The organism is Pseudomonas reidholzensis (genome assembly GCF_900536025.1).
Classification (GTDB): domain Bacteria; phylum Pseudomonadota; class Gammaproteobacteria; order Pseudomonadales; family Pseudomonadaceae; genus Aquipseudomonas; species Aquipseudomonas reidholzensis.
The window spans coordinates 49,610-76,089 of the sequence record NZ_UNOZ01000019.1 but is presented as its reverse complement, the minus strand read 5'-3'; the positions used below and the strand labels follow the sequence as shown (position 1 = coordinate 76,089).

Below are 26,480 nucleotides of genomic sequence, written 5' to 3'. Positions count from 1 at the left end.
TCAGCAGCCATTGATCTCTCGCCGGCGATAGGCGCCCGGGGTACTGCCGGTCCAGCCACGAAAGGCCCGATGGAACACCGCCGTCGAATCAAAACCCAACCCCTGGGCAATGTGCGCAATCGACAGGTCGGTGTGGATCAGTTGCTGGACAGCGATGTCGCGGCGCAGGGCATCCTTGACCAACTGGTAACTGGTGCCCTCCTCCTTGAGCCGGCGGGTGAGCGTTCGGGTCGAGAGCAACAAGGCATTGGCGGCATCCTGAATACAGCAGTCCTGCTTGGGGTTGAGCAGCACGTGCTGACGGACCTGTTGCGCCACCAGGCGCTCCTTGAGGGTGGTAAACAGCCAATAACGCGGCGCCGCCTGGAGAAACGGCAACAACTCGGCCTTGCTCCGACTGAACTTCATCGCCCCCCAGTGCGCGTCGAAGCTCAACGCGGTATGCGGCTGCTCGAAGCTCACCGGTGCCGGAAACATGTGCATGTACTCCGAAGCGTACTGCGGGCGAGCAAAGGAGAACGTCACCGCGTGCAGAGGGATCTCCTGGCCAATCAACCACGACGCAATGCCATGGGCCAGTTTCATCATCAGCTCATGGCCAAAGCGCTGCATGTCGGCGCTGCCGTCGCGGGGTATCAAAGCGATCACCACCAGCCCCGACTGTTCGGCGCAGTCGAACCGATAGTCGTCGAGCAACAGGTTCCAGAAGCGCGTGAAGCGGTACATCGCGATGGTCAGCGACTTGGCGTCGAGCAGGCTGGCGCACAGGTACTTGAGCGTACCGCTGCGGATCCGCCGCGAGCACTGGCCCATCATCTCGTCGTCGCTGCCCAGCGCAACCTCCTGGTACAGGCGCACGAACTGGTCGTACGTCACCCGCGCGCCAGGGGCATCGAGCAAGTGCTCGGCAATACCCGCCGCGCTGACGAACCGATGAATATCGGCCGCGCTGCAGATGTTCTGCGCCCCTTGCAACAACCCCTGGACAAAGGTCATCGGCAAGGTGTTGTCCACTGAGTGATCCACTGGCAATACCCCCTCGCATCTATCTTGACTGGCGCGATATGCAAATCATTCGGCGGATCGAGTGATTTAAAAGCCATGCCCGCGATCGCTAAGCTAGGTCAACCAAGGCCACCGGCGCAAGCACTAGCCCTGCTCCGCTCAGCCAGCACGCTAGGACGTGGCCACAAATGCAACTTCTCGCGGGCACAAACCCGAGAGGCTGGCAGCGCCGACGTCGGGCCCGCTGGCACCGCCATGAATTTTCACAAACAACTGAAAACAAAAACAATTTTCCTAAACGGTATACGAGGACAAGAACATGACCGTTAGCTCCGTTCCGAACATCAAGCTGCTGATCGACGGCAAACTGGTGGAGTCACGCACGACTCAATGGCGTGATGTGGTCAACCCAGCGACTCAGGAAGTGCTCGCGCGGGTTCCGTTCGCCACCGCCGAAGAAATGAACGCGGCCGTGGCCAGTGCCAAGCAGGCGTTCAAGACCTGGCGTAAAACGCCAATCGGTGCCCGCGCACGCATCTTCCTCAAGTACCAGCAGCTGATCCGCGAGAACATCAAGGATCTGGCCGCCATCCTCACCGCCGAACAGGGCAAGACCCTGCCTGATGCAGAGGGCGATGTGTTCCGCGGGCTCGAAGTGGTCGAACACGCCGCGAGCATCGGCAACCTGCAACTGGGCGAGTTGGCCAACAACGTAGCAGGCGGCGTCGACACCTTTACCCTGCTGCAACCACTTGGCGTGTGCGCGGGCATCACCCCATTCAACTTCCCGGCAATGATCCCGCTGTGGATGTTCCCGATGGCGATCGCCACCGGCAACACGTTTGTCCTCAAACCTTCCGAGCAGGATCCGATGGTCACCATGCGCCTGGCCGAGCTGGCGCTGCAGGCCGGGGTGCCAGCCGGCGTGCTGAACGTGATTCATGGTGGTGTGGAGGCAGTCAACCTGATCTGTGATCACCCAGATATCAAGGCTGTTTCATTCGTCGGCTCCACCGCGGTCGGCACCCACGTGTACAACCGTGCCACCCAGAACGGCAAGCGCGCGCAATGCATGATGGGCGCCAAGAACCACGCCATCGTGCTGCCCGACGCCAACAAGCAACAGACTATCAACAGCCTGCTCGGCGCCGCCTTCGGTGCCGCTGGCCAACGTTGCATGGCGCTGCCGGTAGTGGTCCTGGTCGGTGAGGCGCAAAGCTGGGTACCTGAGCTGATCGAAAAATCCCGAAGCCTGAGTATCAACGCCGGCGTTGAAGCCGGCACCGACGTCGGCCCCGTGGTATCCCGCGCAGCGCTGGACCGCATCAGTGGCTATATCGCCAGCGGCATCGAGCAGGGCGCGACACTGGAGCTCGACGGCCGCAACCCCGAGGTGCCTGGGTACCCGCAAGGCAACTTCATCGGCCCGACTATCTTCTCCGGCGTGACCACCGACATGAGCATCTACCGCGAAGAGATCTTCGGCCCGGTCCTGTGCGTGATCACCGCGGACACGTTTGCCGAAGCCATCGCGCTGATCAACGCCAACCCGAACGGCAACGGCACCGCGTTGTTCACCCGCTCAGGCGCCGCCGCACGGCACTTCCAGGAAGAAATCGACATCGGTCAGGTCGGCATCAACGTACCGATTCCGGTGCCGGTGCCACTGTTCTCCTTCAGCGGCTCACGCGCTTCAAAACTCGGCGACCTGGGGCCTTACGGCAAGCAGGTGGTGCAGTTCTATACCCAGACCAAGACCGTCACCGAGCGCTGGTTCGACGAAGACGAAGTGGTTGGCAGCGTCAACACCACGATCACCCTGAAGTGACCTGAACAGCGCAGGCGCTCACCACGGGGTAAGCGCCTGACTCGGAGCCGTTGTCATGCAATTTGAAACCATCCTGCTGGAAATCCATGAGCGCGTCGGACTGATCACACTCAACCGGCCCAAGGCGCTGAATGCCATCAACAGCCAAGTGATCGATGAAGTGAACCTGGCGCTGGATCGCCTGGAAAGCGATCCCCAGATCGGCTGCATGGTCATCACGGGCTCGAACAAGGCGTTCGCCGCCGGTGCCGATATCAAGGAAATGGCCGAGTTCACCTATCCGCAGGTGTTCCTCGATGATTTCTTCTCTGCCGCCGACCGCATCGCCAATCGACGCAAACCGCTTGTTGCCGCCGTCGCCGGCTATGCACTGGGTGGTGGTTGTGAGGTCGCCCTGATGTGCGACTTCATCTATGCCGCCGACAACGCCCGCTTCGGCCTGCCGGAGATCTCCCTCGGGGTGATACCCGGCATTGGCGGCACCCAACGCCTGGCGCGGGCGGTGGGCAAGGCCAAGGCCATGGAAATGTGCCTCAGTGGCCGCCAGATGGACGCCCACGAGGCGGAACGGGCCGGCGTGGTGGCGCGCGTGCTGCCGCTGGAGACGCTGCTCGAAGAAACCTTGAAAGTCGCCAATGCCATCGCCGAGCGCTCCCTGCCGGCCACCATGCTGCTCAAGGAAAGCGTCAACCGCGCATTCGAATCGAGCCTCAGTGAAGGGGTGCGCTTCGAGCGCCGGGTGTTCCATTCGCTGTTTGCCACGGCCGACCAGAAAGAAGGCATGGCCGCATTCGTGGAAAAGCGCGCTGCGCAGTTCACCCACCAGTAACGCCCTCTGAACAAAAGGACAGACCATGAATATCGGATTTATCGGGCTGGGCAACATGGGTGCGCCAATGGCGTTGAACCTGCTCAACGCCGGCCATCAATTGACTGTGTTCGACCTCTCGGCCGCTGCCCTGGCGACGCTGGTTGACGCCGGCGCCACGCCAGCCGCCTCCCCCGCGGCCATCGCCAAAGGCAACCCGGACATGATCGTGACGATGCTGCCGGCGGCCGCCCACGTGAAGTCGGTGTACCTGGCAAGTGAAGGCCTGCTGAACCATGTGCGCCCCGGCGTAGTACTGCTTGACTGCTCGACCATCGACCCGCTGACCGCCCGCGAAGTGGCAAAAGCCGCCGCCAGCCACGGCAACCCGATGCTCGATGCACCGGTATCCGGCGGCACCGGTGGCGCCACTGCCGGCACCTTGACGTTCATGGTGGGCGGCACGCCGAGCGACTTCGAGCACGCCCGCCCGGTGCTCGAAGCCATGGGCAAGAACATCGTCCACTGCGGCGCTGTCGGCAACGGCCAGGTGGCCAAGATCGCCAACAACATGCTGCTGGGGATTTCCATGGCCGGCGTCTCGGAGGCCATGGCCTTGGGCGTTGCCTTGGGCATGGATGCCAGCGTGCTGGCCGGCGTGATCAACACCTCCAGTGGCCGCTGCTGGAGCTCGGAGGTCTACAACCCGTTCCCTGGCGTAGTCGCCACGGCGCCCGCCGCGCGCGGCTACAGCGGCGGGTTCGGCAGCGACCTGATGCTCAAGGACCTGGGCCTGGCCACTGAAGCGGCCCGGCAGATCGGTCAGCCGGTGCTGCTCGGCGGCCTGGCGCAGCAGCTCTACCAGAGCTTCAGCACCCAGGGTAACGGCGCCATGGACTTCTCCGCGATCATCAACACGTATCGCCGCAAGGCCAGCCTATGAGCAGCCGCCCAGCGCTGGTGCTGGCCAACGTGCGCAACCGCATCGGCCACCTCACCCTGAACCGCCCCGAAGGCCTGAACGCGCTCAACCTGCAGATGGTGCGTCTGCTTCAGCAGCAACTGCGCGCCTGGGAAGCAGACGCCGAGGTGGTCGCTGTAGTGCTGCGCGCCGAAGGCGAAAAAGCCTTCTGCGCCGGGGGCGACATTCGCATGCTCTACGACAGTCATACCTCGGGCAGCGACCAGCACCTGCTGTTCCTGGAAGAAGAGTATGCGCTCGACGAGCACATCCATACCTACAGCAAACCCATCCTCGCCCTGGTCGACGGCCTGGTCCTTGGCGGTGGCATGGGCCTGGTCCAAGGGGCTGCCCTGCGGGTGATCACCGAACGCACGCGCATGGGCATGCCGGAAGTGGCGATCGGCTTCTTCCCGGACGTCGGCGGCAGCTACTTCCTGTCCCGACTACCCGGCGAGCTGGGCACCTACCTTGGCCTCAGCGGGATCCAGGTGCGAGCCGCGGATGCGCTGTATGCCGGCCTGGCGGACTGGTGCATCGGCAGTTCGCAGGTCGCCGAGCTCGATCACTGCCTGAACAACATGAGCTGGAGCGACAGTCCGCTCGAGGAGCTGCAGGCCCTGCTGGCCACGCTCGGCGTGCGCAAGCTGCCCGGCTCCGAACTGAAAGCCCAGCGCGCCGCCATCGATGGACATTTTGCCGCGGGCGAACTGCACGCAATCTGCCGCTCGCTGCGCGGCGAAACCGGCCCCGCGCATGCCGATTGGGCCGAGGAAACCGCCGAGCTGCTCGACAGCCGTTCGCCGCTGGCCATGGCCACCACGCTCGAACTGTTGCGCAGAGGTCGCCAGCTCGAGCTGCACGCGTGTTTCCAGCAGGAGCTCGCGCTGGCCCCGGCCTGGTTTGCCGAGGGCGACCTGATTGAAGGCATCCGCGCCCTGATCATCGACAAGGACAAGCAGCCGCGCTGGCGCATTGCGCACGTTTCTGGGCTTGAACCCGCACACGTGCGGGCGCTGTTCAACGCAACACTGCACGGTGTCAGCCAACAGCGTACGGCCTGAGTAAAAAGGTGACCTCTATGCAAGACCTCGAACTGAACGAAGAACAACGGATGATCCGTGACATGGCGCGAGACTTCGCCCGCGGCGAAATCGCCCCGCGCGCGGCAGCCATGGAAAAAGCCGGCTGGATCGACGACACGCTGGTCGCCCAGATGGGCCAGTTGGGCCTGCTAGGCATGGTCGTCCCCGAGGAATGGGGCGGCACCTACATCGACTATGTCGCCTATGCACTGGCGGTCGAAGAGGTTTCGGCGGGCGATGCCGCAGTGGGCGCCTTGATGAGCATTCATAACTCGGTCGGCTGCGGCCCGGTGCTGAACTACGGCAGCCAGGCCCAGAAGGACACCTGGCTGAGCAGCTTGGCCAGCGGCGAAAGCATCGGCTGTTTCTGCCTGACCGAGCCGCAGGCCGGTTCTCAGGCCGATAACTTGAAGACCCGGGCCCATCTCGACAACGGCGAATGGGTACTCAATGGTGCGAAGCAGTTCGTCAGCAATGGCCAGCGGGCCAAGCTGGCGATCGTCTTCGCCGTGACCGACCCAGCGCTTGGCAAGAAGGGCCTGTCAGCCTTCCTGGTGCCGACCGAGACCCCAGGCTTTGCGGTAGATCGTAGCGAACACAAGATGGGCATACGCGCGTCCGACACCTGCGCGGTGACCCTGCGTGACTGTCGAATCCCTGAAAGCAACCTGCTAGGCGAGCGCGGTAAAGGCCTGGCCATCGCCCTGTCGAACCTGGAAGGCGGTCGCATTGGCATAGCGGCCCAGGCGCTGGGCATCGCCCGGGCGGCCTTTGAAGCGGCACTGGTCTACGCCCGTGAACGTATCCAGTTTGGCAAACCGATCGCCGAGCACCAAAGCATTGCCAACATGCTGGCCGACATGCACACCCAGATCAACGCGAGCCGACTGCTGGTGTTGCACGCTGCGCGGCTGAAGAGCGCCGGCCTGCCCTGCCTGTCCGAGGCGTCCCAAGCCAAGCTGTTTGCGTCGGAAATGGCAGAGCGGGTGTGCTCCAAGGCCATCCAGGTCCACGGAGGCTACGGCTATCTGGAGGACTACCCGGTCGAGCGTTTTTACCGCGACGCGCGCATCACCCAGATCTACGAAGGCTCAAGCGAAATCCAGCGCCTGGTGATAGCCCGAGCACTGGCCAACTACGCCTTCTAACCCCCGGCTGCGGGCCATTCAGCGCCCCATGACAACAAGGACAATTGCACATGAACGACGTGTTTTTCGTAGGCACGGCGAGGACCGCCATCGGCAGTTTTGGCGGTTCGCTGAAGGACATCCCCTTGGTCGACCTTGCCACCACTGTCATGCGCGGCGCGGTGGCGCACGCCGGTGTCGCGCCCGACGCCATTGGCCATGTGGTGATGGGCAACGTGGTACCGACGGAGCCACGCGATGCCTACCTCTCCCGCGTTGCCGCCATCAATGCCGGCCTCCCCCAGGCAGTACCGGCGTTCAACGTGAACCGCCTGTGTGGTTCCGGCCTGCAGGCGATTGTCTCGGCGGCCCAGGGCATCCAGCTCGGTGACTATACGCTGGCCGTTGCCGGCGGCGCCGAGTCGATGAGTCGCGGTCCGTACCTGCTGCCAGCGATGCGCTGGGGCGCGCGGTTGGGCGACGCCCAGGTCATCGACTACATGAACGGGATCCTGCTCGACCCGTGGCAGCAGTTTCACATGGGCGTGACCGCCGAGAACGTGGCCGCGCGCTTCAATATCTCGCGTGAGATGCAGGATGAACTGGCAGCGCTGAGTCAGCAGCGGGCCGCGCTGGCGATCGCCGAAGGGCGTTTTCGTGAGCAGATCGTCCCGATTGAGCTGCGCTCACGCAAAGGCCCTAGCGTGTTTGACACTGACGAAAATGTTCGTGCTCAGGTCGACCGGCAACGTCTGGCCAGCATGCCTGCGGTGTTTCAGGACGGCGGTTCGGTTACCGCTGGCAATGCCTCGAGCCTCAACGATGGCGCCGCTGCCGTGGTCATTGCGGGCGCTGATGCGGTGCGCCAGCATGGCTTGCAGCCGCTGGCACGCTTGGTCGCCTACGGCCATGCAGGGGTTGACCCCGCCTACATGGGCATGGGGCCGGTACCGGCAACGCGGCTTGCCCTCAAGCACGCGGGCCTGGCCATCGCCGACATCGACGTCATCGAGTCCAACGAAGCGTTTGCCGCCCAGGCCTGCGCGGTGATCCAGCAACTCGAGCTCGACCCGCTCAAGGTCAACCCGAACGGCTCTGGCATCTCGCTGGGCCACCCGGTGGGTGCCACAGGGGCGATCATCACCATCAAGGCGATCCATGAGCTGCGCCGCACGGGTGGGCGCTACGGCCTGGTGACCCTGTGCATCGGCGGTGGTCAGGGCATCGCCATGGTGATCGAACGGCTTTAAGGCCAGGCCCGTTTATCGGCTGGCGAACCACAAACGTACTATCCATCCGCAGAATCGCAGCCTTAGACTTGCAAAGGGATAAGGCCGCGCGGTGCCCTTATCAGTCGATCACGCGTTGGAGCGCTCATCATGCACGACAACCAAGCGAAGCAGGACTGGGTGAAACTGGCGAACCCGAACGCACGCGTGGAGCGCTTCGAGGCATTCTTCGGCTCGCACGCGTTTGATCCTCACCGCCATGATACCTACGCGATTGGCAGGACCGTTTCGGGCGTACACCGTTTTCGCTACCGGGGCGAGTCGAAGGTATGCCTGGCGGGCGAAACCATGATCATTCACCCCGATGAACAGCATGATGGCTGTGCCGGCTCGGACTTGGGACTGCGCTACCGAGGTATCTACATCCCCCCTGCGCTTGCACAGGAGATCATGCGCGGCAAGCCATTGCCATTCTTCGCAGCGAGCGTCACCGCTGATTCGCGGATAGCCAAGGCCACCGACTCGTTACTCAGCGCGCTCGATGAGCCATTTGATCCGCTTGCCGAAGATGATGCGCTGCAGGTCTTCATGACCCTCATGGCAGAACTCAGTGGAGCGCCCATCGACAAGGCCGCCGCGCACTTTGCCAGCGCGGGGCTCGCGCGCGAGTACATGGACGACAACCTCGATCAACCGATAACGCTGGATGACCTCGCCGCCTGCGCCGGCCGCGACCGCTGGAACCTGTCACAGGACTTTCGGACCTTCTTTGGCACCAGCCCTCACCGCTACCTCACCTTGCGCCGGCTGGACCGGGTCAAACAACTGGCGCTGTCCGGCAAGGCACTGGCGGAGGCTGCACCCGAAGCCGGTTTCTTTGATCAGAGCCATATGTCCAGACACTTCAAGAAAGCCTTCGGACTGTCCCCCTCACGCTGGTGCAACCTGCGCAAAGCGTAATGCCAAGCCGGCTCAACACGCTGGCGGAATATGCAAATCAATCGGCGGGTCGGGTTATTCAGTTGTCCCCCTCGACTCATTAAGCTAACGCCATCCGGTATCAATATATCCCCCAACTTCTGCGTGCCGCCTGGTCGGCCCGGGGAGTTCTGCTGCACCCGCGCCACGCAATAACTGTATCCATAACAAAAAACTCCAACCACATATAAAGGTAATAAGGAGCTTTTAATGACATCTTCCGATGCGCTCAACATGCTTCGCAAACATCCCGGTTACCAAACACTTGTGCAGCGCAGAAATCGTCTGGCGTTCAGCCTGACGTTTATCGTCCTGGGGTGCTACTCGCTGTTTGTCAGTGCAGTGTCCTGGCGGCCTGACCTGCTGTTGATAGAACCCCCGGTATTCGGCCTGACCACCGGGATCTGGTCAGCACTGCTGCTGATCGTCGGCTCTTGGCTACTCACCGCCCTGTATGTCGTACGCGCCAACGGCGCCTTCGACTCGATGACTCACGCGCTCCTGACCGAGGTGAATGTATGAAACGGCTCTTGCAAGCAGGCGCAGCGCTGGGCCTGTGCTCCGGGAGCGCCATGGCCGTGGCCGACGCTGTCACCGGGCATGCCCAGCAGCCAAACTACACGGCGATCACTATCTTCCTGGCGTTTGTCCTGTCGACCATCGCGATCACCTACTGGGCCGCCGGCAAGACCCGCTCGGCAGCGGACTTCTACTCGGCCGGGGGCGGTATCAGCGGCATGCAGAACGGCTTTGCGATTGCCGGCGACTACATGTCGGCAGCCGTGCTGCTGGGGGTCTCCAGCATGGTCTTTGCCAGCGGTTTCGACGGCATGATCTATTCCGTCAGCGCCATCCTGGGCTGGCCGCTGATCATGTTCCTGATTGCCGAGCGTTTGCGCAATCTCGGCCGTTTTACCCTCGCAGACATCATCGCCTACCGCCTCGACCCCGTGGGCACCCGGCTGTTTTCCGCGTTCAGTTCCTTCGTCGTAGTGTGTTTCTACCTGATCGTGCAGATGGTCGGCGCGGGGCAACTGATCAACTTGCTGTTCGGCCTGGACTACGAAATCGCGGTGGTCTGCGTCGGCGTGCTGATGGTCGTGTACGTTACCTTCGGCGGCATGGTCGCGACCACCTGGGTGCAGATCATCAAGGCAGTCTTGTTGCTCAGCGGTGGCATCCTGCTGACAATCCTGGCGCTTCAGCACTTCGGCTTCAGCGTGACGAAGATGCTCGATACCGCGGTGGCCAGCCACCAGAGCGGCGTGAAGATTCTCGGGCCGCTGAAGATCGCCAGTGATCCGCTGTCGATGATTTCCCTGTCGTTGGGCCTGGTATTCGGGATTGCCGGCCTGCCGCACATCATGATGCGCTTCTTCACCGTGCCCGACGCCAAGGCGGCGCGTAAATCGGTCCTGGTCGCCTATGGGCTGATCGGCCTGTTCTTCATTCTGGTGTGCGTGCTGGGCACGGCGGCAATCAGCATCGTCGGGCAACAGCCGCAGTTCTTCGAACAAGGTGTGATCGGCGGCCCGCTGCTGGGCGGTGTGAACATGGCCATCATGCATCTGGCGCAAGCGCTGGGCGGCGACCTCATGTTCGGTTTCCTCGCCGCCGTGGCCTTTGCCACCATCCTCGCGGTGGTAGCGGGCCTGGCGCTTGCGGGCGCGTCGGCGATTTCCCACGACCTGTACGCCAATGTCTTGTGCAAGGGCACGCCATGCCCGAAGACCGAAATGCGCGTCAGCCGCTGGGCGACCGTGGGCCTGGGCGTCGTCGCCGTGCTCCTGGGGATTGCCTTCAAGGGGCAGAACGTGGCGTTCCTAGTCGCCCTGGCCTTTGGCATCGCAGCGTCATCCAACTTTCCCATTCTGCTGCTGGCGATGTACTGGAAAGGGCTGACCAGCAGAGGCGCGATTTCCGGCGGCCTGATCGGGCTGATCAGTGCGCTGGTGTTGGTACTGCTGTCACCTGGGGTATGGGTCAAAGTGCTGGGCCAGCCGCAGGCGTTGTTCCCCTATGATTACCCTGCCCTGTTCTCGATGCCGCTGGCATTCGTAACGGCCTGGGCCGTCTCATGCCTTGACCGGAGCAATCGCAGCGTCGTCGAACGTGCGGCCTTCGAGCCGCAATGCATCCGTGCGCAAACCGGTTGGGGCGCCGATAAAGCCGTTCAGCATTGAGCCCCTGCCAGGTGGAGCGCCGCTTGGCGCTCCACCTGGCCGCCCTCAAAGCGGCAACGCACGGTCATGCACCACACGCTTCATCACCAGGGTCGAGGTCAACCGCTGCACATTGGGCAGTGTCGACAAGCGTTCATCGTAGAGCTTCTGAAAAGCCGGCAGGTCGACCGTGATGACGTGCAGCAGGTAGTCGGGCTCGCCGAACAGCCGTTGCGCATCGACGATCTGGGCGATATCGATGAGCGCGTTTTCAAAAGCCTCGACCGCTTTACTGTCGCCCTCGCGAAGCGTCACGAACACCATCGCGGAAAAATTCAGGTTGAGTGCCCGCGGCGCCAACTGCGCCCGGTAACTCAAGATCACCCCCGCCTGCTCCAGTGCCCGCACGCGTCGATGGCAGGGCGACAAACTGAGCCCCACGCGATCCGCCAACTCGGTGACCGACAATCGACCGTCCAGTTGCAGCTCAGCAAGAATCTTTCTATCGATATGATCCAACTGGAATATTCTCCCCTAGACAATAGGCAAACATAGAATATTAGACAATATACACCGCAGCATATCCATTATTCTATTGGCACTGAACATTGTCCCTTACACCCAATTGCACTGCGTGGCGGGCGTTTTTCGGTGGCTGATCGCCTGCTGCAACAGGCCAATACATTCGACGTAAAAGGTAGTACCCAATGACCTTGAGTATGTTTGCCGCCTTCTGGGCGGTGTCGTTGCTGTTCGTCATAACCCCGGGCGCGGACTGGGCGTACGCCATCTCCGCTGGCTTGCACGGCCGGGTAGTTATCCCGGCAGTCGTCGGGCTGCTGATGGGGCATCTGATCGCAACGCTGGTAGTCGCCGCGGGTGTCGGCGGGATCGTCGCCAGCACGCCCTTCGCGCTGACCGTCCTGACGGTGGCGGGCGCGGCGTATCTGCTGTGGCTGGGTTTCAACATGTTCGCTCACCCTTCGATACCTCAGGCCGGCGAGGACCAGCATTCCGACTCGGCCGCCCGCTGGGCGCTCAAAGGGCTGTGCGTCAGCGGGCTCAACCCCAAGGTGTTCCTGCTGTTTCTCGCGCTGCTGCCACAATTCACCTCGCCTGCGGCCAGCTGGCCGATGCCGCTGCAGATTATCGCCCTGGGCCTGGTGCACACCTTCAGCTGTGGCGTGGTCTACCTGCTGGTCGGCTATGGCTCGCGAGCGGTCCTGCATACCCGGCCTGCAGCGGCACAATGGGTCAGCCGTGTGTCAGGGGTGGCGATGATCATCATTGCGCTGGTACTGCTGATCGAGCAGGCGCTGAGCTGAACCAGGCGCCAGCCTGGTCATTGACGCAGGGATGCTTTCGGATTGCTTGATAGAGGAACAACGATGTCGGATCAATCAAACGCCCCCTATGTGACGCGCCCTACCGCACGGGTACGTATCCCCCACCTGCGGGACATGAAAGTGCGTGGCGAAAAGTGGGCCATGCTCACGGCCTACGACATGTACAGCGCCGCGGTCTTCGAAGACGCTGGGATTCCGGTGCTGCTGGTCGGTGATTCCGCCGCCAACAACGTCTATGGCTACGACTCGACCCTGGCGGTGACGGTCGATGAGCTGGTGCCCTTGGTGCGTTCGGTGTCGCGCGTCACCGAACGGGCACTGGTGATCGCCGACTTGCCGTTCGGGTCATACCAGGGGTCTGCCGAGCAGTGCTTCCACACTGCCGTGCGCTTCATGAAGGAAGGTGGTGCGCACGCGGTGAAGCTGGAAGGCGGCATCGAGATGCTGGCACAGGTCGAAAAACTCGTCGCGGCGGGCATACCGGTCATGGCGCATATCGGTTTCACCCCCCAGGCCGAACACCAGTTGGGCGGATACCGGGTCCAGGGCAAGGGCGACGACGGCGATCGCCTGGTGGAGGTGGCCAAGGCCTTCGAAGGCGCCGGCGCCTTCGCCTTGTTGATCGAAATGGTCCCGGGGGAAGTGGCTGGGCGCATCACCGAGGCGGTCTCGATCCCCACCGTAGGGATCGGCGCCGGCAACGCGTGCGATGCCCAGGTGCTGGTCTGGCAGGACATGGCGGGGCTGCGCAGCGGCCCGCTGCCAAGGTTCGTCAAACAGTACGCCGACCTGCGCAAGGTGCTTGGCGACGCGGCACAGGCGTTTGCGGCAGACGTCGCGGAGGGAACCTTCCCAGGGCCGGAGCACACCTTCTAACGCTAAGCGCACGGGGCATGCCACTGTCAGGGACCCTGGCGGTTTCTGCAATAAAAGCATTCACCGATGTGCTGGCCGCCCGCACCACGCGGCTAGGTGATCATCCACTCAGCAACTCGGGGTCACCTGGACGCAAGACTCAGGCCTTTGTGGCACTGCGTACCAACGTCCGTCGTTCGCCTATCAGCATAAGCAATCCTGTACCAGCGAACAGCGATTAATTTATCTCCTCAGTGCTAAGCATCATTGGCTCAGTTGATGGAGACTCAGGTGAACACAACAACCGCTATTTCTTTCCAGTATATAAAGAACCCCGCAGCGCTCAACGACGCGCAGCGCTCGCAGAGGCTGCAAGCACCTGGCTTTGGTCGGGTGTTTACCGACTACATGGCGACCATCAAGTATTCACCGGACGCCGGCTGGCATGACGCAAAAATCGAACCTCGAACAGCGCTCAGCCTGGATCCCGCCACACTGGTCTTGCATTACGCCCAGGAGATTTTCGAGGGCATGAAAGCCTACCGGCTGCCTGATGGGCGCGCGGCGCTATTCCGGCCGAATGAAAATGCCAAACGCTTTCGCAATTCAGCAAGGCGCCTGGCGATGCCAGAGCTCCCGGAAGCGTTCTTCACAGAAGCCGTTCGTCGCCTGGTCAAACAGGAAGACAAGTGGATCCCAACAGAAGAAGGGAGCGCGCTTTACCTGCGTCCTTTCATGATCGCAACCGAGGCAGTTCTGGGTGTAAAACCCTCGACTGAATACTTGTTCTGCGTCATCGCGAACCCGGTCGGCTCCTACTTCAAAGGGGGCGACGATGGCGTTTCCGTGTGGGTCTCCGACACCTACATTCGCGCTGCCGTAGGGGGCACCGGCGACGCCAAATGCGGCGGCAACTATGCCGCCAGCCTGGCCGCTCATGCGGAAGCGACCCAGCATAACTGCGATCAAGTGGTATTTCTTGACGCCGTCGAGCGGACCTGGATTGAAGAGCTGGGCGCGATGAATATCTTCTTCGTCTTCAAAGACGGTTCCATTCAGACCCCGCCGTTGACCGGCACCATTCTGCCAGGCATTACCCGCGCCTCACTGATCGAGCTCGCCACAAGAGAAGGCATTAGCGTTCGAGAAGAACCTTATTCCATTGATGCCTGGCAGCAGGATGCACTCAGCGGAGAGGGGGTGGAGGCCTTTGCGTGTGGAACAGCTGCGGTGATTACACCCATCGGCAACGTTAAAGGACGCCAGCATGAGTTCGTCATTGGCGATGGGCGACCCGGCTCGACCACATTGATGCTGAAAGAAAAACTGACTCAGATGCAAAACGGGCGTCGTCCCGACCCGTTCGGCTGGGTAGAGCCGATTAACTGAACCCTCCTGAGGAACTGATCATGACTAAAATAAAATCCGCTGAAGCCTTCATGGGGCCTTTTTCGTTCGATGGCAAATCCAGTATCGCGCCCTCGCCGCCGTGGCACTACGCCGCCGACTTCATCACTGTCGAGTGCACGGTTGATCCAGAGACACTGGAAAAACTGTTACCGCCCGGCCTGACCCTGAATCCGCAAGAGCGTGGCGTGGTATCGGTTTCATTCGTGGATTGGCAAGCCTGCACCAACGGCGCCGAAGAGTTGCTGGATCCGATCCGAGCTCAGTACAGAGAGTGCATCATCCTCGCCAGCGTTCTGTTTGAGGGCACGCCGATGCACTACTGCCCCTACATCATCGTCGACCAAGATACTTCGTTGGCCCGTGGTTGGGCGCTTGGCTACCCGAAAAAAATCGGTTCTGTGTGGGTCACGCGGACCCTGGGTGTCAGTTCGATCGCTTCGCCCCTGCTCGAGGCCGGCTCCGTATTTGCCGGGACGGTGTCAGTAAAAGATCGGCGTCTGGCGGACGGCCACGTCAAGATCACTGGGCCGGCTGACGCTTCGGCTGTGACCTTCGGCAGCAAGCCGATTGTCGCCCTTCGCCACTTCCCGTCGATGTTCGAGGGGGAAGAGGACAAGCCCGCAGTCTATGAGCTTGTGCGCCTACAAGGCGAAAACGTAACCGCCAGTCCGGTGTGGCAAGGCGATGGACACCTTGAAATCTTTGACTCCGCCACCGAGGTGCTGAGCCACCTTAAACCCCAGCGTGTTGGACGCGGCTGGCGCTACTCGCTGGCCATGACGAACAAGAACAATTATCTGCTTCGTGATCTTCGAAATCTCGACGCAGCCCAGTAAAACGTTGCGGAGCCTCTATGAATACCCTCACGCTTAAACGCACGTACCTGGACTTGACGACGCCGCATGTCGCCGACGCGATCATGCGCCTGGGCCTCCCAGTGCGCCTTGCCCCGACTGAGCTACGTTCGCTGTGGAGCGAAACCCACTTTGTCGGGCGCGTTCGCCCTGTCCGCCACTCTGGCAGCGTTGACGTTTTCCTTGAAGCCATCGCTGAGAGTGAAAAAGGTGATGTGCTGATCGTCGACAATGAGGGCCGCCTGGACGAAGCCTGTATTGGCGACCTGGTCACGCTCGAAGCAAAGCTGGCGGGTATTGCCGGAATTGTGATCTGGGGCCTACACCGGGATACCCGAGAATTGCGAACGATTCGATTGCCTGTTTTCAGCCTGGGCAGCCTGCCCGTCGGGCCCCAGCAACTGAAACGCAGGGATGAAGATGCACTGCTGAGCGCGTCGTGTGGCGATATCACCGTGACAGCGGCTGATTTCGTTCTGGCAGATGACGACGGCGTGATCTTCATCCCGTTCGAACGCGCCCAGGAGGTTGCGGAGGTCGCGACCAAGATACGTGATACCGAGCGGTATCAAGCGTCGCGTATGCTGCTGGGTCAGTCATTCAGGCAGCAAGCAGGATTTGACAGCTTCTTGTCTGCCAGGGAGCAGGACCCTGAGCTTTCATTCCGCCAGCACTTGCGACAGTTCGGCGCAGAGATCGAAGAGTAATTCCAACGCCGTAACCGGGTTTCTCAAGCCTGACGTGTAATCACCCACGCTGATGCGTTGTTCACGCAAGTGCTTCCCCATCACAGGAAGCGCTTGCGTTCACAGACACGTAAACTCAAATGGGCAACTCAGACGTCAATTTTATCTTTTGCATGGGAATTTCAGTCTTCACGCTCTGCACGCCCTTGATGCGTGCTAAATGCACGCCTTGGAACTTTCGGTAGCTGGCAAGATCAGCAACCACTACCCTCAGAATAAAATCGCAGTCTCCCGCCATCAAATGACACTCCACCACTTCCGGTAGATTCTGGATTGCCGCGGTGAAGTTGTCCACCGTATCGGCATCTTGACTGGTCAGCCAGATTCGCACAAATACGGTAAATCCCACGCCCAACTTTTGCGGATCCAGCAGCGCGACGTATTTTTCGATGACCCCCGCATCCTCCAGAAGTTTGACACGGCGCAAGCACGGGGAATTTGACAGCCCGACCATTTCCGCCAACTCAACATTCTGGATGCGTCCATCGCGTTGTAATACTCGCAATATTCTGCGATCAATCTGGTCAAGCGCCTTCATAGCCACTCCACAAGTAGTAGTTTGCAATACCAACAATACCCTGATTCTTGGACATCCATACCATACGCGTTCGATTTTGAAACCGATACGCAATCCCATACCACGCATTGCGACGTACCTTAGCCACTGGCCAAACAGCCACCCGCGATGGATTTTCAGCCAGGGACGGTGTTCCACCACATGGTTAAAGGTGTCCAAAAATGATAAAAGAACCAGACATTACCGACGGGAAAAATACACACATTGGAGGAGAAAAAAACCTCCAGAGAACACTCAGCAACCGGCACATTCAGCTCATATCGATCGGCGGTGCCATTGGTGTAGGCCTGTTCATGGGAAGCGGTAAAACCTTGAGCGCCGCAGGCACCTCGATCATTTTGGTGTATGCCATTATCGGCTTCTTTGTTTTCGTTACAATGAGGGCGATGGGTGAACTGCTGCTCTCGAATCTAAACTATAAATCGTTTGCCGACTTTTGCTCTTATTACCTTGGCCCGGTGGCGGGTTACTACGTCGGCTGGTCGTACTGGCTCGCCTGGGTGGTGGTGGTCGTCGGTGAATGTATTGTCGTGGCCGGGTATGCCAAGTTCTGGTTTCCTGGGCTTTCTCCCTGGCTTCCAGCCTTTGGCATGCTGGGGCTGCTGTTTCTGATGAACGCCGTCTCGGTAAAAATATTCGGTGAGATGGAGTTCTGGTTTGCACTCACTAAAATTCTGGCGATTGTCGCCCTGCTGGCCGTAGGCGTTTACCTGATTTCGATCGCCTACGTATCCTCTACCGGCGTAACCGCTGCACTCAGTAACATCACTGACACTGAAGTCTTCATGCCGCACGGGCTGATGGGATTTTTCGCTGGTTTCCAGATTGCCGTGTTTTCATTTGCGGGCATTGAACTGATCGGTACCACGGCTGCTGAGACCAAAGACCCGGAGAAGAATCTGCCCAAAGCGATTAACGCCGTGCCGGTTCGCATTATGGTCTTCTACCTGCTGTCCTTGAGTTGCATTGTCGCCGTATCGTCGTGGTCGCAAATCACCCCGGATTCCAGCCCGTTTGTTCAGTTTTTTGTCCTCGCGGGCTTACCCATGGCGGCCGGTGTGATCAACCTGATTGTGCTGGTGGCCGCCATGTCCTCCGCCAACAGTGGTTTGTTCTGCACGAGCAGAATCCTGTACGGCCTGGCCACTGACAAGAATGCCCCGGTTTATTTTACCCAGCTCAGTAAACGCTCAACTCCTATGAGGAGCCTGGCCTTCACGGTGCTGTGCATCAGCCTGGGGCTTGCAACACTGTTTGTTGTGCCCGACGTCATGACTGCATTCATCCTGGTCTCGACGATGTCAGCGATTCTGTTCATTTTTGTTTGGGCCATGATCCTGCTTTCCTACCTGTCTTACAGGACGCGGGCCCCACACCTTCATGCAGCTTCGCGGTACAAGATGTCAGGTGGTACTCCCCTCGTTTTAGCGACGCTTGCATTTTTCGCCTTTGCGATCGTACTTTTGTCGCTTGAGGCCGACACGCGCAACGGACTTCTGGTCATGCCGATCTGGTTTATCCTGTTAGGATTTACCTACCGTCGACATTCCAGCAAATTAAAAGCGAATGAGATCGCCTAGGGCCGTCGACTACCAGCCGATCTGGATCCAGCGGGTCGGCTGTTGCATCACCCGTCGCAATCCACTGGTGTTGCCAGTGCCGTAGGGCCCAGGCAGAAGATGGAGCATGCATGGCACTGCCACCAGACAAGGGCACCACTTCGATCGGGCTGGTCCATGAGGCGTTGCTGGGTGCGCGGCACAAGGGCGTCGATGTGTCATCGGCACTGCGCCAGGCGCGCATCGACCCGGCGCTGTTGGCGTCACCGCAGGCACGGGTGTCGGCGGCGGGGTTTTCGCGCTTGTGGGTCGCCCTGTCGGACGCCCTCGACGACGAGTTCTTTGCCATCGACAGCCACCCGATGCGGCGCGGCAGCTTCAAGCTGATGTGCCAGCTGACGATCGGCTGCGACACCCTCGAGCACGCCCTGCGGCGCATGCTGGCGTTTCTTCGCAGCACGCTGGATGACGTCTACGGTGAACTGGTGGTCGACGCTGATTCGGCGGTCATCGTCCTGCATGATCATGGCGTGCAGCGCCGGCTGTTCTGCTACGGCACCTGGCTGATCCTGGTGCATGGCCTGCTGTGCTGGCTGGGCAATCGGCGCATCCCGATTCAACGGCTCGACCTGCGTGCGCCACAGCCCGACGATGACAGCGACTACCGCATGCGCTTTTGTGAAAACATCCGCTTTGACGCTCCGCTGTCGCAGGTGTTTTTCACACGTGATGTGCTTCAGCTGAAAGTGGCCCAGACGCCCCTTGCCCTGGCGGCGTTCCTGAAAGAGTCGCCGGCGAGCATCCTCGTCAAGTACCGCAACGACGAGAGCATCAGCGCCAGGATCCGCCAGCGCCTGCGCGGGCAAAGCCCGGAAGCCTGGCCAGAGCTCGAGACGCTGGCAACAGCGCTGCGCATGTCGTACTCGACCCTGCAACGCCGTCTGCAGGCCGAAGGCCTCAGCTACCAGCGCCTCAAAGACAACCTGCGTCGCGATATCGCCATCAACCTGCTCAGCCAGCCCGGCCTGACGGTCACCGACGTAGCGGCCCAGACGGGCTTCCAGGAGACCAGCGCGTTTCACCGTGCCTTCAAGAAATGGACCGGGGTAAGCCCCGGCGCCTACCGCCGTTCCCAGGGTGAAGACGCCGATCTCTGACGGCAAGCCCTCCTCTCCCCGCGCCCCCGCACAGCCCTGCCCCCTCGCCTCGAGACTGCCCAGATCGGTCACGCACAACGATGCCTGCGGGCATGGGCTGCGCCGTTGCCTGCTCCTATGATTGGCCCAGCCAGCACAGCCTGGCGAGCACAGTGCACTTCACAAACAAAAACAAGATCGAAGGAGACACGCTATGCAACCGGTGAACGTCTATGCGTTGGCAGCCGAGTCACGCTTCAACCGCTTCCACAGGCTGATTCTGTTCTGGTGCGTGCTGATCCTGGTGATCGACGGCTACGACCTGGCGGTGGTCGGCGCGGCCCTGCCGGCCATCATGAAAGACATGAACATCGACCCGACCAGCGCCGGCATCATGGCAGGCTCCGCGCTGTTCGGGACGATGCTCGGGGCGATTTTCCTCGGCACCCTGGCAGACCGTATCGGTCGGCCGAAAATGATCGCGATCTGTGTTGCGCTGTTCAGCCTGTTTACCGCCGCGGCGGGGCTGACCAACGACCCGGTGAGTTTCAGCATCATGCGCTTCATCGCCGGCCTGGGGATTGGCGGTGTACTGCCGGTGTGCACCGCGCAGATGGGTGAGTTCGCCCCGCTGAAACTGCGCACCCGCCTGGTGACCCTAGTGTTTGCCGGCTACTCGGTGGGGGGCATCCTGGTTGCCCTGACGGCCAAGCAACTGATCGAAAGCCACGGCTGGCAGTGGGTGTTCTATATCGCCGCGCTGCCGGTGCTGCTGATTCCGTTCATCCTCAAGAGCATGCCCGACTCGATTGGCTACCTGCTGAAAAATGGCCGCCAGGACCAACTGCGCGACATCGCCCGGCAACTTCAGCCGGACCTGGCCATCAGCGAGCAGAGCACCATGGTCGGCAACCCTGCGGTCCTCGGCAAACAGGACACGCCGGTGCGCAACCTGTTCAAGGACGGGCGTGGCTTCAGCACGGTGATGATCTGGGCGGCCTTCATGACCGGCCTGTTCATGGTCTATGCGCTCAATTCCTGGCTGACCAAGCTGATGGCGATGGCCGGGTTCAGCCTGGGCTCGGCACTCAACTTCGTCATCGTGTTCAACGTCGGGGCCATCGTCGGCGCCCTCGGCGGTGGCTGGTTGAGTGACAAGTTCAACATCAAGCATGTGCTGGTGTGCTTCTACCTGGTCGGTGCCATCGCCCTGACGCTGCTCGGCTACACGCGCTCGACCAGCTTGCTGTTCGCGGTGGTGTTCGTGGTCGGCGCCTCGACCCTGGGCACGCAACTGCTGGCCTATGCCTACGCCGGCGACTTCTACCCCTCGACCCTGCGCTCAGCGGGCGTCGGCTTTGCCTCCGGGGTTGGCCGGATCGGCGCGATCGTCGCACCGGTGCTGATCGGCTGGCTGGTGTCCTTGAGCCTGCCACTGGAGCAGAACTTCATGGCCATCAGCCTGGCCGGCCTGATCGGCGCCGCGGCCGTCACCCTGATCAACCAATCGCGCTCCGACTCCGCCCAGGCAAAGGCTGCAATGGCCGCGCGTTGAGCCTGCAGCCGCAGCCTGCCTGCGCATGCCACTCACCCACGAACCTGCAAGAGATGACTATGAACCGCCTATCGCAACCACCCCTCTCGGCGCCTCTACTGGAGCAGACGGTCGACTGGGCGATCGCCTCACGCCGCAGCATCCGCGCGTTCCTGCCGACCGCCGTGCCGCGCGAGGAAATCGAGTCGATCCTCGAGGTCGCACGCTTCTGTGCGACCGGCGTGAACATGCAGCCGTGGCGCGTTCATGTCATCAGTGGTGCCGCGAAAGCCAGGTTGTCCAGCGCGATCGCCGCGATCGACGACGATCCGCTGCTCAATGAACACCTCGCCGACCCATACGAGTACTACCCGCGCGAGTGGGTGGCGCCGTACGTCGACCGCCGCCGGCAAGTCGGCTGGGAGCTCTACAGCCTGCTCGGCATCAGCAAGGGCGACAAGCAGCGGATGCATCGGCAGCACGCGCGCAACTACCGCTTTTTCGATGCGCCGGTCGGCCTGATCTTCACCATCGATCGGGTCCTCCAGGAAGGCAGCCTGCTCGATTACGGCATGTTCTTGCAGAGCGTGATGGTGGCGGCGCGCGGCAGAGGCTTGCACACCTGCCCGCAGGCGGCGTTCCTCAAGTACCACGAGGTGATCACCGAAGTGCTGGAGATCCCCCCCGAGCAGATGCTGGTGTGTGGCATGAGCCTGGGCTACGCCGACGAAAGCCGCATCGAGAACAGCCTGGTCACCGACCGCGAACCGGTCAGCGCATTCACCATTTTTCATCACAATAACAAGGAGACAACCCCATGAACCCTGGTGCCTATGACAGCGGGCTCGAGCGCAGCCCGGCCAACCACCTCGCGCTGACGCCGCTCGGCTTCCTGGACCGTGCCGCCCTGGTCCACCCGCAGCGCGAGGCCGTGGTGCACGGTGAGCTGCGCCGAAGCTGGGTCGAAACCCGTGAGCGCTGCTACCGCCTGGCCTCGGCACTGGCCAGCAGAGGTCTGGGCAATGGCGACACCGTGTCGATCCTCTCGCCCAACACGCCGGCGATGCTCGAAGCGCACTACGGTGTGCCGCTGTCTGGCGCGGTATTGAACTGCGTCAACTATCGCCTGGATGCCGAAGGTGTGGCCTTCATCCTGCGCCATGGCGAATGCAAGCTGCTGTTGGTCGATCGCGAGTTCGCCAAGCTGGCGGCGGCTGCGCTGGAGCTGCTTGAGCAGCGCCCTGTGGTGATCGATATCGATGACCACCTGGCGCCGATGGGCCCGGCCATTGGCGAAACCGATTACGAAAGCTTGCTGGCGAGTGGTGACCCCGAGTTTGCCGGCGTCTGGCCGGCCAGCGAGTGGCAGCCGATCGCGCTGAACTACACCTCGGGGACCACCGGTGACCCCAAGGGCGTGGTCGCCAGCCATCGCAGTACCTACCTGATGAGCCTGCTGCAGATGACCAACTGGCCGCTGCCCCGCGCGCCGCGCTACTTGTGGACCCTGCCGATGTTCCATGCCAACGGCTGGTGCTTCACCTGGGCGATCACCGCGGCCGCCGGCACCCACGTGTGCCTGCGCAAGGTGTCTGCTGAAACGGTGTTCGAGGCCATCGACACGCAGGCTGTCGACCACTTCTGCGCCGCGCCGATCGTCATGGCGATGATCGCCAACAGTACCGGCCGCGCCGCACTGGCGAAGCCCGTGCGGGTGCTGACCGCAGGCTCCCCACCGCCGGCCGCGGTACTGCAGGCCGTACTCGCACAGGGCTTCGATGTCGACCATGTATACGGCATCACCGAAGTCTGCGGCACCCCGCTCAGTTGCGTCTGGCAAGACGCCTGGGACACCCTGCCGGAGGCCGAGCAGTGCGCGCTGCGGGTTCGCCAGGGTGCCCGCGGGGCGGTCTTCGAAGGCCTGATGGTCGCCGACCCCGAGACCCTGCAACCGGTAGTCCACGATGGCCAGACCACCGGCGAGCTGTTGCTGCGCGGCAACACCGTGATGATGGGTTACCTGAAAAACCCGTCTGCCACCGAACAGGCTTTTGCCGGGGGCTGGTTTCACACCGGCGATGTGGCCGTGGTTCACCCCAACGGCTATATCCAGATCACCGACCGCACCAAGGACGTGATCATTTCTGGCGGCGAGAACATCTCCTCGATCGAAATCGAAGAAGCGCTGCATGCCCATCCCGCGGTGCTGCACGCCGCCGTGGTGGCGCAGCCGGACGACAAATGGGGTGAAGTGCCGTGTGCCTTCATTGAACTGAAACCTGGCGTGGAGGCGCCGTCGCAGGCGCAACTGATCGCCTTCTGCCAACAACGCCTGGCCCGCTTCAAGTGCCCGCAACGGGTGATCTTCGACGAACTGCCGAAGACGGCCACCGGCAAGATCCAGAAGTTCCTGCTGCGCCAGCGCGCCGGCAGCCGTGAGGCGATCATGCGCCTGGCTTCGAGCGGCTGAGCCACCGCCACGTACCAGTGACCCCCAAAGCGTTACCGCTGATGTTGCCCCTTGCGGCAGCAGGCGTTCTTGCACATTAAAAATAACAAAAGGTGCTTGCAATGACGAACTATCCCGCCCGCCTCCTGCTGCCACTGGCGGCACTGACTTCAGCCCCCTACGCCTGCGCAGACTTTGTCGCTGATGCCAAGGCGAGCCTGGAATTGAGGAACTTCTACTACAACCGCGACTTCCGAAACGAGGGTGCCGCCCAGTCGAAGCGGGACGAATGGGCGCAGGGTTTCATTCTCAACCTGCAGTCGGGTTTTACCGAGGGCACGCTGGGCTTTGGCGTCGATGCGCAGGGCCTGCTGGGGGTCAAGCTCGACTCGAGCCCTGACCGCACAGGCTCTGGCCTGCTGGCGTTCGACTCCGAGCGTAACGTCGAGGACCAGTACGGCAAGTTCACCCTCACCGCCAAGGCGCGCCTGGGCAAGAGCGAACTTCGCCTGGGTGGCATCAGCCCCTTGATGCCGTTGTTGTGGAGCAACAACAGCCGCTTGCTGCCGCAAGTGTTCCGCGGCGGTTCGCTGGTGTCCAACGATGTCGATTCACTGAGCGTTTCGGCACTGCGGGTCAACGCGGTGAAACAGCGCAACTCGACCGATTTCGAATCGCTGACGACCTTTGGCTATCGCGCGGTCGAAGCCGATCATTTCGACTACCTGGCGTTCGACTACAAGCTACTGCCGACCCTTACCGTGAGTTACCACGTTGCCCAGCTCGCCGACCTGTACCGCACCCACTACGCCGGCCTGAAGCTCAATCAACCGCTGTCGAGCGGTGCGCTGCTTGCCGATGTGCGCCTGTTCGATGCCAGCGAGACAGGCGACGAAGCGTTGGGAGAGGTGGACAACCGCACCTTGAGCAGCTATTTCGCCTATAGCCTGAAGGGCCACACCCTGGGTGGTGGCTACCAGAAAGCCTGGGGCGATACACCGTTCGCGGTCGTCAACGGCGCCGACACCTATCTGTTTGGCGAGTCGCTGGTGAGTACCTTCACCGCGCCCAACGAACGCGTCTGGTTCGCCCGCTACGACTACGATTTCGCCGCCTTGGGTGTACCCGGGCTGACGCTGACCCTGAGGTACGTCAAAGGCGATGATGTCGACCCTACACTGCTGACCACGCGCCAGGCGGCCGGCCTGCGCGCGGACGATCGACAGGGCAAGGAATGGGAGCGGGTCAGCGACATCGCCTATGTGATTCAGAGCGGCCCGCTAAAAAACCTGGCAGTGCAGTGGCGCAACTCGACCAACCGCTCCACGTATGCCGACAGCGCCAACGAAAACCGCTTCATCGTGCGCTATACGGTCAATTTCTAGACCGGGCACACGGCCTGGCGAGTCACTCAGGCAGCGACATGCCAGGCCGGCTCAAGGCTCAGGCCGCCGTCACCGCCGTCGGTTGCTGGCCGCTGTCGGCTTGCAGCTTGTCATCCGGACGGCGCAGCGGGCCGACGATCAGCAGGTAGCTGACGAACGCCCCGGCGGCATTCAGGCCGACATAGATCAACGCGCCGTTGAACGAGCCCATCGACTGCACCAGATAGCCGATGACGATCGGCGTGACGATACCGGCGGTGCTGCCAAAGGTATTGAAGATCGCCCCGTTCAAGCCGGCGCTGTTCTTCGGCGAGACGTCGGCGATGATCGCCCAGCCCAATGCGCCGACACCCTTGCCGAAAAACGCCAGTGCCATGAACAGCACGACCAGCCAGTCGCTGTCGACGTAGTTGCAGAGGATCATGCTCATCGACAGCAGCATGCCGATGAAGATCGGCAGCTTGCGGGCCAGGGTCAAGGACACCCCGCGGCGCAGCATCCAGTCACTGATCACGCCGCCACTGATGCCGCCGATAAAGCCGCAGATCGCCGGCACCGCTGCCATCAGGCCGGCGTCGAGCAGCGACAACCCGCGCTGCTGCACCAAGTACACCGGGAACCACGTAAGGAAGAAGAACGTCATCGTGCTGATGCAGAACTGCGCAATGTAGATGCCCAGGTACATCCGCTGACCGAGCAGCGCGCGGGCGTCTTTCCAGGTTTCACCCAGCGTGGCTTTGCGCACCACAGCCGTGGGGCGTTCGGTCAGGCTGGCGCCGCCCAGGCGGATGTGCTCGAGCTCTTGCGCCTCGATGCTCGGGTGATCCGCAGGCGCCTTGATGCGCAGGATGAACACCACCCCGATCAACACCCCTGCTGCGCCCATCACGTAGAAGATCCACGGCCAGCCCCAGCGCGTGGAGATCCACGCCAGCAGCGGCGTGAACACCACGGCGGCGAAATACTGCGATGAATTGAAGATCGCTGTCGCCGTGCCGCGTTCGGACGACGGGAACCACATCGAGACGATCTTGCTGTTGGCCGGAAAACACGGGGCCTCGGCAACGCCGACCAGAAACCGGAAGACGAACACCGCGAGAAACGCCAGGCCCACCGGCATCAACGCAACCGTGCCGATCGCTGCGGTAAACAGCGACCAGGCGACGATCGCCAAGCCCAGCACGCGGATACTGCCGAAGCGGTCGATCGCCAGGCCACCGGGCAATTGCAAGAGCATGTAGGCCCAGCCAAAGGCCGAAAACAGCCAGCCCATCTGCGCATGCCCCAGGCCTAGCTCCTGCGAGATGCTGGCGCCGGCGATCGACAAGGTGGCGCGATCGCCCTGGTTGACGATCATCATGATGAACAGCAGAGCAATCACCTCGTAGCGGCGATGCTCGGCGAAGAAGCGACGAAGAGAACCTGTTTTTTTCATTGTTTTCTCGA

Annotated in this window: 24 protein-coding genes; 20 read left to right on the top strand and 4 right to left on the bottom strand. The window is 61.7% G+C overall.

Translation table 11 applies throughout. The features are described from left to right. Window positions 1-1,014, bottom strand: a complete 1,014-nt coding sequence (locus CCOS865_RS14110; protein ID WP_244216112.1) for an AraC family transcriptional regulator — start codon at window positions 1,012-1,014, stop codon at window positions 1-3. A gap of 310 nt (window positions 1,015-1,324) precedes the next feature. On the opposite strand from CCOS865_RS14110, the gene CCOS865_RS14105 reads away from it, so the two are divergent. From CCOS865_RS14105 to actP, 9 genes are all read left to right on the top strand, one after another. Beyond that, window positions 1,325-2,833: a CoA-acylating methylmalonate-semialdehyde dehydrogenase gene (locus CCOS865_RS14105; protein WP_119141806.1), complete on the top strand. Its 1,509-nt coding sequence runs from the start codon at window positions 1,325-1,327 to the stop codon at window positions 2,831-2,833. Window positions 2,834-2,888: 55 nt separating this feature from the next. After that, window positions 2,889-3,662, top strand: a complete 774-nt coding sequence (locus CCOS865_RS14100; protein ID WP_119141804.1) for an enoyl-CoA hydratase — start codon at window positions 2,889-2,891, stop codon at window positions 3,660-3,662. A gap of 25 nt (window positions 3,663-3,687) precedes the next feature. Then, complete coding sequence (mmsB, locus tag CCOS865_RS14095; RefSeq protein ID WP_119141802.1) at window positions 3,688-4,584, top strand: 3-hydroxyisobutyrate dehydrogenase; 897 nt, start codon at window positions 3,688-3,690, stop codon at window positions 4,582-4,584. Beyond that, a complete protein-coding gene (locus CCOS865_RS14090; RefSeq protein WP_119141800.1) occupies window positions 4,581-5,666 on the top strand; it encodes an enoyl-CoA hydratase/isomerase family protein in 1,086 nt (361 codons plus the stop codon). Before mmsB ends, CCOS865_RS14090 begins: the two co-directional genes overlap by 4 nt. Window positions 5,667-5,683: 17 nt before the next feature. After that, window positions 5,684-6,835 (top strand): acyl-CoA dehydrogenase family protein, encoded by a 1,152-nt coding sequence (locus CCOS865_RS14085; protein WP_119141798.1) that lies wholly within the window; start codon window positions 5,684-5,686, stop codon window positions 6,833-6,835. Between the two features lie 50 nt (window positions 6,836-6,885). Beyond that, window positions 6,886-8,064, top strand: a complete 1,179-nt coding sequence (locus CCOS865_RS14080; protein WP_415842598.1) for an acetyl-CoA C-acyltransferase family protein — start codon at window positions 6,886-6,888, stop codon at window positions 8,062-8,064. A gap of 129 nt (window positions 8,065-8,193) precedes the next feature. Next, on the top strand, window positions 8,194-9,003 hold the full coding sequence (locus CCOS865_RS14075) for an AraC family transcriptional regulator (protein WP_119141794.1): 810 nt from the start codon (window positions 8,194-8,196) through the stop codon (window positions 9,001-9,003). Window positions 9,004-9,231: 228 nt separating this feature from the next. Beyond that, window positions 9,232-9,543 carry a DUF485 domain-containing protein gene (locus CCOS865_RS14070; RefSeq protein WP_119141792.1) on the top strand — a complete coding sequence of 104 codons (312 nt, stop codon included), beginning with the start codon at window positions 9,232-9,234 and terminating at the stop codon, window positions 9,541-9,543. Continuing rightward, complete coding sequence (gene actP, locus CCOS865_RS14065; RefSeq protein ID WP_119141790.1) at window positions 9,540-11,204, top strand: cation/acetate symporter ActP; 1,665 nt, start codon at window positions 9,540-9,542, stop codon at window positions 11,202-11,204. Before CCOS865_RS14070 ends, actP begins: the two co-directional genes overlap by 4 nt. Window positions 11,205-11,249: 45 nt before the next feature. Here the strand turns inward: actP and CCOS865_RS14060 are convergent, their stop codons facing one another. Next, the gene (locus tag CCOS865_RS14060) at window positions 11,250-11,702 is read right to left on the bottom strand and encodes an Lrp/AsnC family transcriptional regulator (RefSeq protein ID WP_119141788.1); all 453 of its coding nucleotides are present in this window, start codon (window positions 11,700-11,702) and stop codon (window positions 11,250-11,252) included. A 188-nt stretch (window positions 11,703-11,890) separates the two neighbouring features. On the opposite strand from CCOS865_RS14060, the gene CCOS865_RS14055 reads away from it, so the two are divergent. From CCOS865_RS14055 to CCOS865_RS14035, 5 genes are all read left to right on the top strand, one after another. Beyond that, window positions 11,891-12,508, top strand: a complete 618-nt coding sequence (locus tag CCOS865_RS14055) for a LysE family translocator (RefSeq protein ID WP_119141786.1) — start codon at window positions 11,891-11,893, stop codon at window positions 12,506-12,508. 63 nt (window positions 12,509-12,571) lie between these two features. After that, window positions 12,572-13,405: a 3-methyl-2-oxobutanoate hydroxymethyltransferase gene (panB, locus tag CCOS865_RS14050; RefSeq protein ID WP_119141784.1), complete on the top strand. Its 834-nt coding sequence runs from the start codon at window positions 12,572-12,574 to the stop codon at window positions 13,403-13,405. Window positions 13,406-13,675: 270 nt separating this feature from the next. Then, complete coding sequence (locus CCOS865_RS14045) at window positions 13,676-14,773, top strand: branched-chain amino acid aminotransferase (protein WP_244216111.1); 1,098 nt, start codon at window positions 13,676-13,678, stop codon at window positions 14,771-14,773. Between the two features lie 20 nt (window positions 14,774-14,793). Then, window positions 14,794-15,630 (top strand): acetoacetate decarboxylase family protein, encoded by an 837-nt coding sequence (locus CCOS865_RS14040; RefSeq protein WP_119141780.1) that lies wholly within the window; start codon window positions 14,794-14,796, stop codon window positions 15,628-15,630. A 17-nt stretch (window positions 15,631-15,647) separates the two neighbouring features. After that, window positions 15,648-16,355 carry an RraA family protein gene (locus tag CCOS865_RS14035; RefSeq protein WP_119141778.1) on the top strand — a complete coding sequence of 236 codons (708 nt, stop codon included), beginning with the start codon at window positions 15,648-15,650 and terminating at the stop codon, window positions 16,353-16,355. Window positions 16,356-16,470: 115 nt separating this feature from the next. Here the strand turns inward: CCOS865_RS14035 and CCOS865_RS14030 are convergent, their stop codons facing one another. Further along, a complete protein-coding gene (locus CCOS865_RS14030) occupies window positions 16,471-16,932 on the bottom strand; it encodes an Lrp/AsnC family transcriptional regulator (RefSeq protein ID WP_119141777.1) in 462 nt (153 codons plus the stop codon). A gap of 200 nt (window positions 16,933-17,132) precedes the next feature. Between CCOS865_RS14030 and CCOS865_RS14025 the strand changes: the two genes are divergently transcribed. The 6 genes from CCOS865_RS14025 to CCOS865_RS14000 all read left to right on the top strand — a co-directional run bounded on the left by CCOS865_RS14025 (window position 17,133) and on the right by CCOS865_RS14000 (window position 25,034). Further along, window positions 17,133-18,551 (top strand): amino acid permease, encoded by a 1,419-nt coding sequence (locus CCOS865_RS14025; protein WP_119141775.1) that lies wholly within the window; start codon window positions 17,133-17,135, stop codon window positions 18,549-18,551. Between the two features lie 110 nt (window positions 18,552-18,661). Beyond that, window positions 18,662-19,687, top strand: a complete 1,026-nt coding sequence (locus CCOS865_RS14020; protein ID WP_119141773.1) for an AraC family transcriptional regulator — start codon at window positions 18,662-18,664, stop codon at window positions 19,685-19,687. A gap of 193 nt (window positions 19,688-19,880) precedes the next feature. After that, window positions 19,881-21,221, top strand: a complete 1,341-nt coding sequence (locus tag CCOS865_RS14015) for an MFS transporter (protein WP_119141771.1) — start codon at window positions 19,881-19,883, stop codon at window positions 21,219-21,221. A 53-nt stretch (window positions 21,222-21,274) separates the two neighbouring features. Next, a complete protein-coding gene (locus tag CCOS865_RS14010; protein ID WP_208644534.1) occupies window positions 21,275-22,021 on the top strand; it encodes a nitroreductase in 747 nt (248 codons plus the stop codon). Continuing rightward, complete coding sequence (locus CCOS865_RS14005) at window positions 22,018-23,670, top strand: AMP-binding protein (RefSeq protein WP_119141767.1); 1,653 nt, start codon at window positions 22,018-22,020, stop codon at window positions 23,668-23,670. Before CCOS865_RS14010 ends, CCOS865_RS14005 begins: the two co-directional genes overlap by 4 nt. A 101-nt stretch (window positions 23,671-23,771) precedes the next feature. After that, window positions 23,772-25,034: an OprD family porin gene (locus CCOS865_RS14000; RefSeq protein ID WP_119141765.1), complete on the top strand. Its 1,263-nt coding sequence runs from the start codon at window positions 23,772-23,774 to the stop codon at window positions 25,032-25,034. Window positions 25,035-25,092: 58 nt separating this feature from the next. Here CCOS865_RS14000 and CCOS865_RS13995 read toward each other — a convergent pair whose 3' ends face one another. Then, window positions 25,093-26,469: an MFS transporter gene (locus CCOS865_RS13995; protein ID WP_119141763.1), complete on the bottom strand. Its 1,377-nt coding sequence runs from the start codon at window positions 26,467-26,469 to the stop codon at window positions 25,093-25,095. Window positions 26,470-26,480 lie beyond the last annotated feature (11 nt).